Source organism: Prochlorococcus marinus str. MIT 0918 (assembly GCF_027359415.1).
Classification (GTDB): Bacteria; Cyanobacteriota; Cyanobacteriia; order PCC-6307; family Cyanobiaceae; genus Prochlorococcus_E; species Prochlorococcus_E marinus_C.
Genome location: NZ_CP114780.1, coordinates 1314344 through 1331118, shown reverse-complemented (window position 1 = coordinate 1331118; position 16775 = coordinate 1314344). Strand labels below are relative to the sequence as shown.

Sequence of the window (16775 nt, the reverse complement as noted above, 5' to 3'; positions counted from 1 at the left end):
ATGATGATGATTATCTATTATACCATATTATTTTATGAAAAACTGTCTAAAAAGGAATTTAATTAGAACAATAATTACTACTGATATAGATTTTACCTTGGGTAATAAATTGGAAGATGAGAAAATACATTTACGAGAATATAATAGTGCTTTCTTAAAATTATTTACTCTCATATAACTAATAGCTAAAGAACTATATATATGACCTGGCTCCCTTCCTAGATAAGAGGGTAGGTATTTAATATATGTTGATAATAAATATTCAAATGCTATAATTCGTAACTTGTCATTACTCATGCTATCTAGAGCCATTTCATAGTTACCAAGACATTCTTTAATCCGTTTAAATTTATTAGTTTGTAAAGCCATCCTAAGCCAACAATCATAATCCTCACAATTTCTTAGAAAAGTAATTTCTTGAAAGCCATTAACCTTATTAAATAATACTCTAGTAAAAACGACACTGGATACATTAATAGCATTACTATTTAAAAAAAGATCTAAAAAAACATCTTTTTTTAAAGATCTAGTTTTGAGCTTTTTAAAAAAAAGAAAATTAAATAGTTTTGGCTGAGGATATATACGGAAAAGATCATGATATATAAATTGATAACCTTTATTTAATTCTTTAATAGAGAATTCTAGTTTAGTTGGAAGCCACCAATCATCTGAATCTAATAAGGCTATATATAAACCTTTGGAAGCACGAATTCCAATATTGCGAGATATACTTAAATGTCTAATAGGGTTTTTTAAATAATTAATTCTATTATCTTTAAAGGTAGAAACAATTTCATCTGTATTATCTGAAGAATAATTATCAATGATAATTAATTCCCAATTAGTATAGGTTTGATCTAAAATAGAATTTATAGCTCTGGGCAATGTATGGGCACGATTAAGGGTTGGAATAATTACTGATACTAAAGGATTCAATATTATTTTATTCATAAGTATCTTATAATTTTAATTGAGATAATATAGAGATTTTAGAATCCTTGGAAACAATCCTATGAATATTAGGCGCAAGTTCTAATAATTCTTTGGGAAAAGCCTCATTCACAAAAACATTAGCTCCTCTACATGAAGCTTCAAATGGGGCTAGTCCAAAGCCTTCATAGAGAGAAAGAAATACAACCGTATTAGAGATATGATTAAGCCATAAAGGATCATAATCAAAAAACTTAATGCTTCCTAAAGAAGCATCTAATAAGATCTGCTTAATAGACTCATGACAAAAGCCAAAGTGAATAATTTCACATTGAATATTATTATCCAAATTATACTTAGATACTTCATTAGATAGTCTTAATATTGAAGGTATATCTTTAGAAGGAGAGCCTTGTTCTAATTCAAGTCTACAAGAAAGGGTAATAACTTTTTTGGAAGATGATTTAGGGTTTATAGTTACTGCAAGACTTCTGTTATATAAATCAGAATTAAGAATAGGTAAAACTACAATCGTCTTCTTAAATAAAACATATTTACCAGTATTAGAAGAATTTACAAGGACAGTTTTAGAACAAAAATTGACTAATAATAAATAAATTAATACTGAAAAAAGATGTATTGGACGATTTCTTGTTATAGAAAGATGATAAGGAACTTGTAAATATACATCTGCTCTTCTAATACATAAAAATGCAAATATTATAATTGGTATATCCCGAGGACCAGATAAGCAAAAAGGTCGGCCATTAGTCTTCTTAAAAATGTGTCTTAATAAGATTAGTATATTTAAGCGATGAGTATAAATATTAGATTGACTTATCTTAAATAAATCGATAATTTTTTCAGCAACTATCTCCCCTCCACCTATGGCACCTAAACCGTGATAAATAATACTAGAGGGTTTAGAGATCAAACTAGGTAAATCTGAAAGATATTTCAAGGAAATAATTTATTCTAATTAATTATAGCGTGATACAAAATTTTAAAAATTCAATTTAATGCTATTCATTTTTCGTAAGCAAGCCATTTATAGATAAATAATTAAAAATAGCTTCTGCAACTTTTTGATTTCCTTTTTCTGTTACATGAATAAAGTCTAAAAATATCTCGTGAGGAAATATTTTATTATTATCTCCTCTAAATAGTTTAGATAAATCTATGGATATAATTCCAGATTCAGTTAACTCCTTGTGTCTATTTTGAAAGACTTTGGTACCTGTTGTTAGATATTCTTTTGCACCACATGGAATCATCTCTGAAGGACTAGACTCTATTAATTTAACTTCATATGGTGTATGTTTAGATTCATGCACAGAAAACAGGTTGGGTTGAAAAAAATGAATAAAGCTAGCGCCTCTATCAAGGCTAATTTTTCGTGCATTAATTAAATCATTTTTATATACATCAAAACTTTGGTTTGAACGATTTAGCAAACTAGCTAGGTTTGGTATTTGGGATCCATCACATATAATAGATTCATTATTCTGATTTTTTAACTGAGAAAAAAGTTTATAAGTTTGAAGATTAACTACTAATAGCTTAATACTATTGATCCAATAATTTTTTTTATTAGAGCCTATAATTGTACCTTTTGGATCTGCATTGGCGACACCATTCCAAATATTATTACCTCCATCATAATAAATAACAATGTCACCGCTTTTAAGAGGAGTTCTTAAAAGAAAATCATTCTGTTGACTTGTAACTACAGAGGTAAATCCTCGATTATGGACTCCATAATCTAAATAATCATTAAGGGTAAGAAAACGTTGCAAATAAGAAGGAATTGTATATTTATTTATCACCTCACTACTCTCTATAGTTGATCCACCATATATATAAATATTCCTAGAGTATTCTTTATTTTTATAAGCAGTAATTCTCCATCCATCCTGTATAGTAAACCCCTGACAAAAAGGAGTATTTTGTTGTCTTAAGTTATAACCCTTTCCATCGTGAAATTGCTTGGTCTCACATTCAGGATTATCATTGCTCCATGTCTGTTTAATAAACCAATCAAAATAATTTGAATCCTTATATGGATCAGGTCTAGAAAGGCGAAAGTATTTATGAGTCCTGTGAATAATACTTTCATTAGGGTCAATTGATTTTTGAGGCAATGACTTTAAGCCTTTATTTGATACCTTCAATAAGGAAAAAGATAATAATTCAACAACTGAAAAGGTAATAAAAGACGTTAATAATGGGATTATAAATAAAAATTTTTTTTCTATCTTATGATTCATTCTCTAATATTTTGATTAATTATTTGATTATGAAAATCTTTTAAAGTGTGATCAATCCCTTTCTCAAGACTAATCTTAGGTTTCCATCCTAAACTCATTATTCTACTTACATCTAATTGTTTTTTAGGAGTACCATCTGGCTTACTGTTATCCCATTTTATTGAACCAGAAAAACCTATCTTTTCAGCAATAATTTCTGCTAGTTCTTTAATCTTTAAATCTACACCTGTACCAATATTTAAATAAGATAATTTCTGACCATTCAAAAAAGTAGGTGCGTTAATACTTTCAGGTTTCCAAAATCGCAAAGCAAATAAACAGGCATCACCCAAATCATCTACATGCAAAAATTCACGTAAAGGGGTACCAGTACCCCAACAGGTAACAGAATCATCTCCTCTTTTATAAGCCTCATAAAACCTTCTAATCATTGCAGGTAATACATGACTATTGTCTTTATGATAATTATCACCAGGACCATATAAATTAGTTGGCATTAAAGTAATTGCATCAAAGTTATATTGCTTTCTTAAGGCTTGACAAAGTTTTAAACCTGTAATCTTAGCTATTGCATACCATTCATTAGTAGGCTCTAAAGGGCCAGTCAAAAGAGCTTCTTCTTTAATTGGTTGTTCAGAAAATTTTGGGTAAATGCAACTACTACCAAGAAAAAGTAATCTCTTTACCCCATATTTCCAAGAAGCATTAATTACATTATTTTGTATCTGAAGATTATTCAAAATAAAATCCACTGGAAAACTTCTATTAGCTTCAATTCCTCCTACTTTCGCTGCAGCAAGTACAACAATGGAAGGCCTATACTTTTGAAACCAAGCATCTACTAATTGTGAATTCAGCAAATCAAGATTTCGACGATCAATAGTTAATAGATTTTTAAAACCATTACGATTAAAAGATCTACAAATGGCCGAACCGACCATACCTCGATGGCCAGCTACAAAAATACTTTCTTCTTTATTAATTAACTCTATCGAATCAATAGTTTTTAAAGTTAAATTCACCTTGCAGAATTCGATGGGGGTGATTCCATAGGGCTAACTATGGAATAACCTTTTTTAGACAATAAAGATTCTTTAGCAGCTTCTTCTTTATCAACTTTTACCATCTCTGCAACAAGTTCTTCCAAAGATGTATTGGGTTTCCACCCTAAAATTTCATGGGCCTTCGTGGGGTCACCTAAAAGAGTTTCTACTTCGGCCGGTCGAAAATATCGTGGATCCACCCGAACTACTATCTCATTATTATCTTGACGTTTTCCAATTTCTTGAAGTCCTTCTCCTATCCATTGAAGATTACCCCATCCCAATTCTCTAGCAGTTAATTCAATAAAATGTCTAACACTTTCTTGACGGCCAGTAGCAATTACAAAATCTTGAGGTTGGTCTTGTTGAAGCATTAGCCATTGCATTTCAACATAATCTCTAGCATGGCCCCAATCTCTCAAGGATTCTAAATTTCCTACATAAATACATTTATCTAATCCAGCGTCAATTCGAGATAAGCCTCTTGTAATTTTACGCGTCACAAAGGTTTCCCCTCTTCTAGGAGACTCATGATTAAACAGTATTCCATTACACGCATACATACCATAGGCTTCGCGATAATTTACGGTTATCCAAAATCCATATAATTTTGCTACTGCATAAGGGCTTCTTGGATAGAAGGGTGTTTTTTCACTTTGAGGAATTTCTTGAACCTGACCATATAACTCACTAGTACTAGCTTGATAAATCTTAGTATGATTTTTTAAACCTAATAAGCGAACGGCTTCGAGAATGCGTAGTGTTCCTAACCCATCGCAATTTGCTGTATATTCAGGGGCTTCAAAACTTACTGCAACATGACTTTGTGCTCCTAGATTATATATTTCATCAGGTTCAATTTGCTGAATTATTCTAATCAGATTTGTACTGTCAGTTAAGTCCCCATAATGAAGAATTAAACTAGGTTCTAGATCATGTGGATCTTGATATAAGTGATCGATTCTACTTGTATTAAAACTACTAGATCGTCTTTTTAGTCCGTGAACCTCATAGCCTTTTTCTAACAATAGTTCTGCGAGATAACTACCATCTTGCCCTGTAATACCAGTTATTAATGCTTTCTTACTCAAATCACTCATTGAATAAATCGTAAAATTAAGTTTATCATATTTGTTTAAGTAGAATTAATTTGATAAATGAAATAGTTTAACTAGATCAAATGACATAAGTGATGAAACAATTTTTAAAGACTTTAGAATCTCTAGCGATTCAGAATCTTGAGCAAGGCTCTCTGCTCTATTAATGGAAGTCATAGCGAGCTTAGGCTTAAATTGGTACAGATTTACAACAGCTTTGGCAATAAAAACAAATTTATTATTTGGGTCTTCTTTAGTCAAAAGACTTAAAGTATTCAATGATTCTGGAATCTTAATTTGTAGTATTTGTGCTAAAGCTAAGGCATATATATCATCGAGTGAGGTTTGATTCTTATTTAATCTATATAGTAAAATTAACTCACCATTGCTTAAATAAGATTGATCAGCATCGCTTTGATTAGTTTGACCTACTAAATCAAACAACTCATCAAACCTCCCTAATTTTAAGAGCTTACCCATATAATATAAAGTTGCAATATGATTATTAGCTAACTTATATTGATTAAGTTTATCATTGGTTTTCTCTAACTGAACTAAATCTAATTCTATATTATCTAGGATGATTTTATTATTATTCCTAGCTAATAAGCTTATCGAAGGAATAAGGCTAGAATCATATGCTTCATCCGGCAAATCTAATTTAAATTGTTGAATAATAGAAACACAATTGTTGGAAGTGGGATCATCTATCAGAGTACCTTCTCCAATTGGTTGATCAGCTCTCCATGAATCATTTTGACCTTTTAGAGTAACAATTAGATTACTTCTATCTAATTTAGAAATTAATCCACTAACAATAGTTTTAGATCCTCCTTTGAGAGCTTCAAATTTTACATTGGGTTGAGAAGAGTCACATTCAATTGGCAAGACATTAATAGAAGCCTGATGCCTTCTATATAAAAATGCTTGACTTAAATCTGGTAAATCCCATTGGTCAAAAAGAAAGAAATCAGACGAATCTAATAGCTTATTTTTTAGTTCTTCTTGAATATGATTACTCATAGTACCTTGATCACCTGATTTGATAATAAACCAATCAAAGTTCATTAGATCATTATAAATAGATTTTTCATTGCTAACTATTTGTCTTGAATAAACAAAAGGCTTTTGATTAATACCTTCAGCTTCTAGGTTAAACGCATTTAAACCAATACTATCTGGTAAAACAGCTAGGGTTGAATCTTGGTAAGGATTAGCTGTCCTAATTGAATTTACAATTTGGTCTAAAGGCCAATAATTAATCTTGTCTGGTGAATGCTTTGGAAATCCTGTTAATGGAATTCCCACGCCAAACTGATTCCAAATCAACCCTTGAATAATTAAAGAAATAAATATTATTCTTGAATAAATATTGAAATAAGAGTAAGAACTAATAGTAGTTAGGAGTATGGACAATAAAATACATATCTGAGGAAATATAGGTAAAATAAACCTGTAATCCTTTGTAGTCATAATAATAGCTATTAGCAGTCCTCCTATTGGAAAGCTTAGAAACCATAAATAAGTCAAATGCGAATATTTAAAAATAATTCTTTTGGATCGTTTATTAGTGAATAAATAAACTAAAGTAAAGGCTATTAAAAATAAAAATGCACTGATTCCAAACATTCTTGGAATTAGATTTGGATAAAATAACCACCCATCTAAAGAGTTGGCCTCTAACCCTTCCTGATATAACACTCCCCATCTTCGAGCATTATTTAAACTAGTCAAAATAGTCAACCAATTTTTAGACAGCCAAGGGTGAGTTATTATATGAAAAAAATAAGATGCTAATAATATCTGAAAAATATAATTTAGATGCAATCTAAGCAAGGATTTTCCAACCAGGACAATAGTGATTAAAGCTGGAATCCAAAAAAAGAAAATAGAAGTCGGCCTTATAAGGAAGATAGCAGCTATAGAAGTTCCTAATAAAATAGAATAAATATAATTATAATTATCCTTATTTAAATACCAAATACATGCTATTAGCCAAGTGAAGGTGATAATTGAAGTTAAACTAAAGTCGATTAAATAATCAGTTCTTTGAGTTAACAAAGCAGGGGTAAAAGAACACAAAAAAGATGACCATAAACCTGTGGATCTATCTTTAATTAATCTTCCTAAATAAAAAATAGAAAAAATAAATACTACATTAAAAAAAAAGTTTGAAAGAATGGCATTACGATAACTAAATTCAAAAAATTGTAAGAATATAGCAGATATCATATAAGTTAAAGGGCCTCTATATGTTGTAGAAATAGACCAAATTTTTTGCCACCAATCAGAATCTAAAAGGTTGAAATCATTAAATAAATATGCCATTCTATATAATTGGCTTAAATGAAACCCTTGGTCCCAAGCAGGAGGAGCTACATGTAAAGAAGACCAGGTATAGTCAATTAAAAAAGAAAAAGTTAAAATGAATAATAAGATTAAGAAATCAGATGATTTAATATAAAAATATCTATTCATTGATTTGTGATTAATTTTTTATCTAGAAGAGATGTTAGGGATTTCAAGACTTAGTTGCTTATTTAAATTCAAAACTATCAAACCAATTAAAAAAGGAACAAATAAAGTATATAATCGAATAATTAATGTAACAACGATAGCTTCACTTCTGCCAGATCCATAAGCCAAAGAAATTGCAAGAGCTGAGGCTTCACTCGTAATTAGTCCTGCTGGAAGAAAAGATAGTGCTCCTCCTAGCCCCATTCCAGTTCTGATAATTACAGATTCCCTAAAATCAATGTTGACGCCTAATTTTATAAATAAATAATATACAAATAAAGACTCAAATAACCAAATAATAATCCCAAATAAAATAGTTAAAGGGAGTATTCGCAAAGATAATACATTCCTAAAGTTCAAAAACATATTAGTATAGCTAGGAACCAATTTATTATTCAGAAAAGAAAATATGCTGAGTTGAGATAGTGTTAAAATAATTTTTTTGAAAATATCTTTACATGGTCTTGAAAATAAAAAAATTAACATGAGTAGGGTGATAAAAATAAATATTTGTTTGTTACTGGATAAAAGAAGGAACATAATTAATAGTGCACTAATCAAATCTGAAAGACGTTCAGAGAACGTAGCTGCTAAACCTACTGATTTAGACATATGATAATTTTTATTTAACCAAAGCGCTCTAATAAGTTCTCCTGTTCTCCCTGGAGCTGCCATTAAGGCTAATCCTGATATATATATATTACATGATTGAAAAAAGGATAATCTTGAAGATAAAAATAAAAGTAGATAATGCCATCGGAATGCTAAGACTACATGGGTAAATAAAGGAAGAGATAAAAAAGAGAACCACCAAGAAACAGGAATCAATGACATTGAATTTTGGATTTCAATAAAACCAAAAATGAAAGCTGCCAAGGTATAAAGTATTATTGCTAAAATAGTTATTCTAAATATATTACTAAGACGCATCAATTTAAGGTGTAAATCTAAGTTTCTTAGCCGCAATTAAACACATTTTTCCAAGAATCAAACCTTCCTTTAAATGAGCAATATTTGAATCCCCATAAATTCTTTCTTGATACCTTATTGGAAGCTCTACAATTTTTAAATTTAATTTACTTGCTCCAAATAACAAATCAAAATCACCAAAAGGATCAAAATTTCCAAAATAACTTCTTCCCTGTTTAATAAGTTGATAATCACTATTCCACAACACCTTTGTTCCGCATAAAGTATCCTTAATGCGTTGCCTTAACAACCAAGAAAAAATAGCTGCAAAAAACCTATTAGCAAAAGTATTCAAATATGGCATTGCTATCTTACTTCTAGGATAAACCAATCGGCAACCATTAATAAAGTCTCCAGTACCTTCAGACAAAGCTTGAACAAACCTAGAAAGGTCCTCAGGCCTCACTGTCAAATCAGCATCTAAAATGATAAGTATTTCACCTTTAGCCTTTTCAAAACCAAGCCATACAGCATCTGCTTTCCCACGACCTGTTTGTTGATATTTAGAAAGCCTCAAAGGACCCCTATAATTATCTATTAAATTGCTAATAGCAGACCAAGTATTATCTGTAGAATGCCCTTCTACAAAAATAACCTCAGTAAATTTCCCTAATTCTGATAATCTTGATATCGCAGATGTAATATTTCCTTCTTCATTACGTGCTGGAATAATCACACTAACTGAAGGCTTTTCTATAGGCTTAGGGTTTGGTTTCGCTACCATCCAATGAGTTAATCCTAAATGCTCTATAAATGGTAATTGACTTATATACTGGTTAAAAAAAGAAGTGACCAAAGGGATTTGCCTAGGGATAATAAATCTATGCCCTTGCTTAAATAATTGCCAACCAGACAAATCTAAAAGATTTTTGACATCGCCAGGTGTAAGCCAACTTTCTGGAGGTTGGGGCTCCCTTTGTCCAATCTTTTCTGCAATCTTCAAAAAAGGTTGCCAAAGCCAATTATGAAAATTGATAATCAAGCGAGTACGAGAATGACTAAACTTATGTATATTTTCTAATAATGTATGAACATCCTTAGCTGTATTTAAAACATTATTTAAAATAATTATATCAAAAGGTTCTAAACATTCTATTGATTCTGGGGTCAAATTATCCGGACTTAAATTAAAGAAATTAAGCTTTTCATATTGTTCTTTAGCTCTTTGATATTTATATGTGTCAAGCTCTACCCCCACTCCATAAATGGGATCAAAGGAAGCGAGTGTATCGCCATATCTACTACCAATTTCTAAAACTCTTAACCCTGAGGGTACGAGTAATTGATGGATTTGTTGTAGATCTCTATAATATATTCTATTTATCCTCTTATAATCTCGTTTGTCTCTAGACATATCAGAAGATATCTTTACCTATTAAATATCATAGATTATTGATGAGACGAAATCAAGGACTACTTATCACTTTTTCAAAGATGTTATCTTTTTTGAATCAATATCCAAGGCCTTATAGACTCACTCCTATAAATAATATCAATGTCACTCATATCTTCTGCAATAAGAGAATTATAGTGAACCCATGCATACTGATTTCTATTAATTGAATCAACTGTTCTTAAAGCCAATCCATGAGTGGGAGTATATAAAGCTACTTTAACTAATTTTTTAAAGGAATCTTCATCAAATTGCGATGGAAGTATAAAGTTAATTGTATGGTTATTAACAACAAGACTATTTACAAGGTCAAGTTTGATTTGAGGGTCTCGATTAGTCAGAAAACCATTTTGTACTATTATGCTATATGCTAAATATGGAGCTAATAGTAGTAAAAAGATTCTCTTGCTACTAAGATTTTTTATTGAAAATAATAAAAATGGGAAACCTAAGCAATTCAATAAAAGGATTACTATTTTAGTATCTATATAATGAAAATTAAAAGCATGAATAAAGGTATTAATTAAAATAAATAAGCTGGCTAAAATAAAGATCAAGCCAAATGATATAAAGAGGATTGATAAGCACTTTTTGTATTTAAATTCACTGGAAAACACATATTGAATTCCTATACTCGCATTAATTGCCATAAAAGGTACCATCTGAAGTGAATAATAAGATGTTTTAGTTTTAAATAATGATAAGAGTAAGAATAAGATTAGGGGGTATGAAGTTAATAATAGTCTTGCTGAATGGTTAGATATTTTCTGATTCGTAATCAAACCTATAATACAAAATATAATCCAAGGAAATGTATTCGCAGGAAAGTTCCAAAAATAATAAAGAAAAGAGCCACTATAAGAATCTGAATATGAAAGGTAATAGACTTTATTAACTAATCCTGAAACATTAGACAATCCATATTCTTGAATACTTAAAATTAACCAACTAGCAAATGGTATTATTCCTAAAAGAACTCCCAACCATAAAGATAATGAAGATAAAATCTTTCTCTGACATACAATAATGTATGGTAATATAGCTAGTATAGGTAAAATTATCATAAAGCTTTTCAACATAATTGCAGGTCCTATTGACAACCCTGCAAAAAAGGTCCAAATAGCTTTAGATGTATTTTGATATTTTAATAGTGAAAATATCCCGAATAGTTCAAACGCTAATAATGACATATCTTGCGTTGCTAAATGTAAATTATCTACCCATAGAAAAGTTGTTGCTAAAATAAAAATTGTTATAATTGCATTGTTTTTTCCTTTAATAATATAGGCTATTTTATAGCTAAAAAATAAAGTTATAATTCCAGCTATTAATGATGGTAAATGCGCAGCAAATATACTATCACCAAATAACTTTTGAGAAAATGCGATCAACCATTGTATACCAATTGTTCTATCATAAATAATACTATCCCACCACATAGGTGCTATCCAATTTCCACTATCTATTATCCATTTAGCTTGAAGTGCATAATAACCTTCATCTTGAGCAATATAACTTCTTTCTTTAAAGTAAAATAATATGGGAAATAGTAATCCGATATAGAATAAAAATTTTAAAGTTATCTTGTCTAATAAATGTAAAAAGTAGTTTTTTTTATTAAAATCCATCTTTTGAAAAAAGATCAATGATATCTATGTAATATGGGAAAATAGTAGAATTTCCTAAACAACCTTTTAAAATGGCAAATAAATGCATTTTACTTTTGCAAGGAGGCTTAGGCAATCAACTAATTCAATGTGCATATTGTGAAACCCTAAGTATTTATAGCAAAAGAAATGTAGAAATTAACCCTATCTTATTCAATAGATATCTTTCTTTAGTTAGAAAGACGACTTATAGAAAATATTGCTCAATTATACAAAAGTACTTTATAGAAAGGAAAGCTTATAAACAAATTCCTGATTTAATTAGATTTTACAAGCAAAAATCAAACAATAATATAATTACTGATACAATGAATAATGAAAATATATGCCAGAAGCTATCAATTGTAAAAAAAGAAGATAATGTCTGGATATATGGTTATTTTCAAAGAAAAGAAGCTTTTAGTAAAAATGCTATTACCTTTTGGCAATTTGTATTCAATGAAATATCTTTAAATTTAATCCCTTTCAAATCTGAAGATATGATTGCTTTACATATAAGAAATGGAGACTATATCAAATCTCAAAATAAATCTATTTATGGTTTCCAATCAATAGATATGCAATTAAATAAAGCTATCGAGTATCATAATTTAATAAACTCAAAAAGTAAAGTATTTATATTTACTGATTCTAATGAGATCGTAACTGAATATCTAAAAAAGAAAAAATATGAAAAAATTAAAGATTTATTTGAAATCATGCCAACTAATAATGCTATTGACGATTTAAAAGAAATGGCTTCATTTCGACATATTATTGGAACTAATTCAACATTTTCATTATGTGCTGGAATGTTATCCTGGTTAAAAAGCTATAATCAAAAAGAGGAAAGACCATCTCTAATACTTCCAAGTACATGGTTTAAGAATCAAGAAGATAATCAAAAAATATTAAACGATTTAAAAAATTGTGATTTTACAATCTAAAATTATATCGAAATTAAAAAAAATAAGTATAATTTTTCTAATAAAATTGTACTACAAAAAATAATTCAGTAAAAATTGAAATTATAAGAACAGCCAAAGAACTGGCCTGCCTGCTGTCTAAGAAGGAATAATCATGTTTAATTTTAAGTATGGCTAAGAAAAGCAAGACAATTGAACTGCTGGGACGTCTCTATCAGGCATTACCAAAAAAAAGGAAGCGATCACTCTTTTTCATCTTGCCAATTGCTGTCCTAACTGGATTGGCTGATGTATTTGTAGTTGGATTAGTTTCAAGGTTGTTTACAGTTGTAGTTGGTGGTGAAAATAGACCATCCTTACCTATTTCGATATTTGTACCTGATGACCATAGATTAAGAATTATAGGTCTGGTCGTTTTATATATCTCAATGAATTGGATAGCATCTTTTTTAAAACTAACTCTTCGTGCAGCACAAGAGAGATTAAGAGTTTCAATTTGGAGAGATCTATCTGAACTAGCTTTGAAAAAAATATTATCTCAACCCTATGAATTCTTTATAGGGAAAAATAACTCTGATATTACAAGTAAAGTTCTACTGAATATTGTTAGAGTATCTGAAAGAATGGTTAACCCTTTATTAGCTTTAACTTGTGGTATTTTTGTTGTTTCATTTATATGTATAGCTATTGTTGCAATAGAAAGAGCAGTAGCAATATATTTAATTATAGGGTTAATAGCATTTTACGTATTGATTTCTGGAATAGTTACTCCATATGTAAGATTCGCTACACGAAGAAGAATAGAACTTGAAAAAGAAACTAATAGTATTCTGAATGAATCCTTAAAAACAATTGTTGATGTTCAACTAACAGGATCTGAATCATTTTTTCAGAAAAAATATAATGATTCTGGCAAAAAAGCATATTCTCCTATTTGGAAAGCTGAGGTACTCCCAGAATTCCCAAGGGCTTTGGTAGAACCATTTGGAATAACATTAATTTTCTGTATAGGTTTGATACCACTTATTACCAATCAACAAGCTACTTCTTTTGTAGAGATTGTTCCTTTTGTAGCAACTATTGCTGTTGCTTCTTTAAAGCTTACCCCCCCTCTTCAAGATACTTTTAGAGCATTAACTTTATTAAGATCATCTTTGCCAGATCTTGAAGAAACACTTAAAATAATAGAGCTTCCTAATAATAAATTAACAATATATTCACCAGGAGTTCCATCAGTTAAAGGTATTAATCCTAGAGAGAATATCAAATTAAATAATATAAAGTATAAATATCCTTTTAGTGATAAATATGTTCTAGATGGAATTAATTTAACAATTCCTGTAGGTAGCAGAATTGCTTTTGTCGGCAAAACAGGAAGTGGTAAAACAACTACCGCTAATCAACTTTTATGTTTAATCCGTCCAACTTTAGGTAGTCTTCAATTAGATGGAATAGATCTTACTGATAATGAAGTTCCAGCATGGCAAGCATGCTGTTCTTATGTATCACAATCATTTAATTTACTAAACACTAATGTCATAGAAAATATAGCTTTTGGTCAACCTAAATCTAAAATAGACGAAAGTCTAGTTTGGGATTCTTTACAAGCTGCTCAATTAGAAGAGTTTATAGCAGATTTACCAATGGGCTTATATACAAAAATAGGTGAAAATGGCATAAAATTATCAGGAGGACAACGACAAAGGATTGCTTTAGCTAGAGCACTTTATAGAAAATCAAGTTTCCTTATTTTAGATGAAGCAACAAGCGCACTAGATAATCAAACCGAAAGTAAAGTAATGGAAGCTATAGAATTAATTGGTAGAAGATGTACAATAATAATTATTGCCCATAGAATTTCTACTGTAATGAAATGTGATTCAATATGTGAATTTGAGAAAGGTAGAATAAAAGCCTCTGGTAAGTTTGATCAACTAATCAATATTTCTGAAACATTTAGGGAATTAACAAAACCAGTTAAAAACTCTAGCCAATCCAGTAAAGAAGAGAATTATTTAGTCTAATAATCCCGAAATAATAAAAAAATCCATAGAAAGTTGATATGGCATCAGAAGGAATTTACTATTTCCATCCTATTAGCTAGTATATAAAAAGTTGTTGTAAAACCATTGAACAATCTAATTATATTTGATCTAGACGGTGTACTTATAGATAGTAAGGATATTCATTATAATTCTCTAAATAAAGCCTTATCAGATATAGATCAAAAATATGTTATTGATAGAGAGTCACATATTAAAAAGTTTGATGGTCTTCCTACGATGGAAAAGCTGGCAATATTAAGCTCAACTATTAATTTGCCCATAGACTCTCATCAAAAGATATTTGAAGAAAAGCAAGAGTATACATTTAACGAATTCTCAATGCTCAAAGAAGATAACCTCCTTAAAGAATTATGCGTTAATATAAAAAATAGGGGTATTAAAATTGCCGTTGCTAGTAATTGCATTCGCAAATCAGTGCAAATAGCACTGTTAAGAATAGGTATCATTGAACATATTGATTATATTGTGAGTAGTGAAGATGTTTATAGAAAGAAACCATTTCCTGAATGTTATTGGAAATGTATGGTTGCATGCAATTCGATTCCTTCTTCTACTGTAATCTTTGAAGACAGCCATGTGGGCAGACAAGCTGCAAAAAAAAGTAAATCACATTTAATTCCTGTAGAAAGTAGAAAGAAGCTGAATTTAGAATTGGTTAAAACAGCATTTAACTTATTAGACTCAATTCCATCTTTACCATGGATAGATCCAAAATTGAATATATTAATCCCTATGGCTGGGGAAGGATCAAGATTTTCCAATGCTGGATATACATTTCCGAAACCATTAATAGAAGTAAATAACAAACCTATGATTCAAATAGTCACAGAAAATTTAGCTATAAATGGTCAATTTACATACATAGTAAAAGAAGATCATTATAAAAAATATAACCTGAATTATCTTATGGAGTTGATATCACCAGGTTGTAATATAGTACAAGTTAAAGAAAAAACAGAAGGCGCTGCATGTACCACATTATTAGCAAAGGACTTAATTAACAATGAAAATCCATTATTAATAGCTAATAGTGATCAATATATTGAATGGGATTCTCAAGAGTGTATGTATTACTTCTCTGATCCATCTATAGATGCAGGGATCCTTACATTTAAAGCTACTCACCCTAAGTGGTCATATGCAAGAGTCAACGATGATGGCCTAGTCAAAGAAGTAGCAGAGAAGAAGCCAATAAGTAAAAATGCAACAGTAGGTATTTATTATTGGAAAAGGGGTTCTGATTATGTGAAATATGCTGAAAAAATGATTCAAAAAAATATTAGAACTAATAATGAATTCTATGTCTGTCCTGTATTTAATGAAGCTATTGAAGATGGATTAAATGTAAAAATTTTTGAGGTTGATAAAATGTGGGGAATAGGCACTCCAGAAGATTTAAAAGTCTTCTTAGAAGAAGGTATTACATGAAAATCATAGCTCATAGAGCAAATATTAACGGCTCTAATAAAAATACTGAAAATACGTTAATTCAAATAGATAAGTGTATATCATTTGGATATGATGTAGAGATAGATCTTAGACTCATTGATGATCAATTATTTCTAGGTCATGATGAACCTTTAAATAAGATAAGCAAAGAAAAATTATTAAGTTTAAAGGATAACTTATGGGTTCATTGTAAAAATATAGAAGTTTTAAATATGTTTTCTGCTGATAAGATTCTTAGTCAAGAAATAAATTATTTCTGGCATCAAAAAGATTCTTATACACTTACAAGTAAAGGTTATATATGGTCATATCCGGGATCAGCTATCTCAACAAGATGCATTTATGTTCTCCCAGAAATGATAATAGGAAGTGAAAAGCTAATGAGTTTTTATAATTCATACTCTAATATTGCAGGTTGCTGTACTGATTACCCTAATATAATTAGGTAATATATAAGGAATTTACAGTATTT

Annotated in this window: 13 protein-coding genes; 4 read left to right on the top strand and 9 right to left on the bottom strand. The window is 29.8% G+C overall.

From position 1 onward, the window contains the following. Positions 1–27: 27 nt before the first annotated feature. The 9 genes from O5636_RS07185 to O5636_RS07145 form a co-directional block, all read right to left on the bottom strand. Complete coding sequence (locus O5636_RS07185; protein WP_269622131.1) at positions 28–951, bottom strand: glycosyltransferase family 2 protein; 924 nt, start codon at positions 949–951, stop codon at positions 28–30. A gap of 7 nt (positions 952–958) precedes the next feature. Then, a complete protein-coding gene (locus O5636_RS07180) occupies positions 959–1891 on the bottom strand; it encodes a hypothetical protein (RefSeq protein ID WP_269622130.1) in 933 nt (310 codons plus the stop codon). Positions 1892–1952: 61 nt separating this feature from the next. Further along, positions 1953–3071, bottom strand: a complete 1119-nt coding sequence (locus O5636_RS07175) for a hypothetical protein (protein ID WP_269622129.1) — start codon at positions 3069–3071, stop codon at positions 1953–1955. Between the two features lie 122 nt (positions 3072–3193). After that, positions 3194–4219, bottom strand: a complete 1026-nt coding sequence (locus O5636_RS07170) for a GDP-L-fucose synthase family protein (protein ID WP_269622128.1) — start codon at positions 4217–4219, stop codon at positions 3194–3196. Next, positions 4216–5340 carry a GDP-mannose 4,6-dehydratase gene (gmd, locus tag O5636_RS07165; RefSeq protein ID WP_269622127.1) on the bottom strand — a complete coding sequence of 375 codons (1125 nt, stop codon included), beginning with the start codon at positions 5338–5340 and terminating at the stop codon, positions 4216–4218. Before gmd ends, O5636_RS07170 begins: the two co-directional genes overlap by 4 nt. A gap of 45 nt (positions 5341–5385) precedes the next feature. After that, on the bottom strand, positions 5386–7815 hold the full coding sequence (locus tag O5636_RS07160) for a hypothetical protein (protein ID WP_269622126.1): 2430 nt from the start codon (positions 7813–7815) through the stop codon (positions 5386–5388). A gap of 18 nt (positions 7816–7833) precedes the next feature. After that, positions 7834–8784, bottom strand: coding sequence for a lysylphosphatidylglycerol synthase transmembrane domain-containing protein (locus O5636_RS07155; RefSeq protein WP_269623553.1), 951 nt, complete (start codon positions 8782–8784; stop codon positions 7834–7836). A gap of 4 nt (positions 8785–8788) precedes the next feature. Further along, positions 8789–10177: a glycosyltransferase gene (locus O5636_RS07150; protein ID WP_269622125.1), complete on the bottom strand. Its 1389-nt coding sequence runs from the start codon at positions 10175–10177 to the stop codon at positions 8789–8791. 83 nt (positions 10178–10260) lie between these two features. Further along, positions 10261–11844, bottom strand: a complete 1584-nt coding sequence (locus O5636_RS07145; RefSeq protein ID WP_269622124.1) for an ArnT family glycosyltransferase — start codon at positions 11842–11844, stop codon at positions 10261–10263. 347 nt (positions 11845–12191) lie between these two features. Here O5636_RS07145 and O5636_RS07140 point away from each other — a divergent pair, with 347 nt between their 5' ends. The 4 genes from O5636_RS07140 (at position 12192) to O5636_RS07125 (ending at position 16752) form a co-directional block, all read left to right on the top strand. Next, the gene (locus O5636_RS07140) at positions 12192–12809 is read left to right on the top strand and encodes an alpha-1,2-fucosyltransferase (RefSeq protein ID WP_269622123.1); all 618 of its coding nucleotides are present in this window, start codon (positions 12192–12194) and stop codon (positions 12807–12809) included. Between the two features lie 149 nt (positions 12810–12958). Beyond that, positions 12959–14812, top strand: coding sequence for an ABC transporter ATP-binding protein (locus tag O5636_RS07135; RefSeq protein ID WP_269622122.1), 1854 nt, complete (start codon positions 12959–12961; stop codon positions 14810–14812). 105 nt (positions 14813–14917) lie between these two features. Continuing rightward, positions 14918–16282 (top strand): HAD hydrolase-like protein, encoded by a 1365-nt coding sequence (locus O5636_RS07130; RefSeq protein ID WP_269622121.1) that lies wholly within the window; start codon positions 14918–14920, stop codon positions 16280–16282. Next, positions 16279–16752: a hypothetical protein gene (locus O5636_RS07125; protein WP_269622120.1), complete on the top strand. Its 474-nt coding sequence runs from the start codon at positions 16279–16281 to the stop codon at positions 16750–16752. The genes O5636_RS07130 and O5636_RS07125 overlap by 4 nt, the downstream gene beginning before the upstream one ends. Positions 16753–16775: the final 23 nt, after the last annotated feature.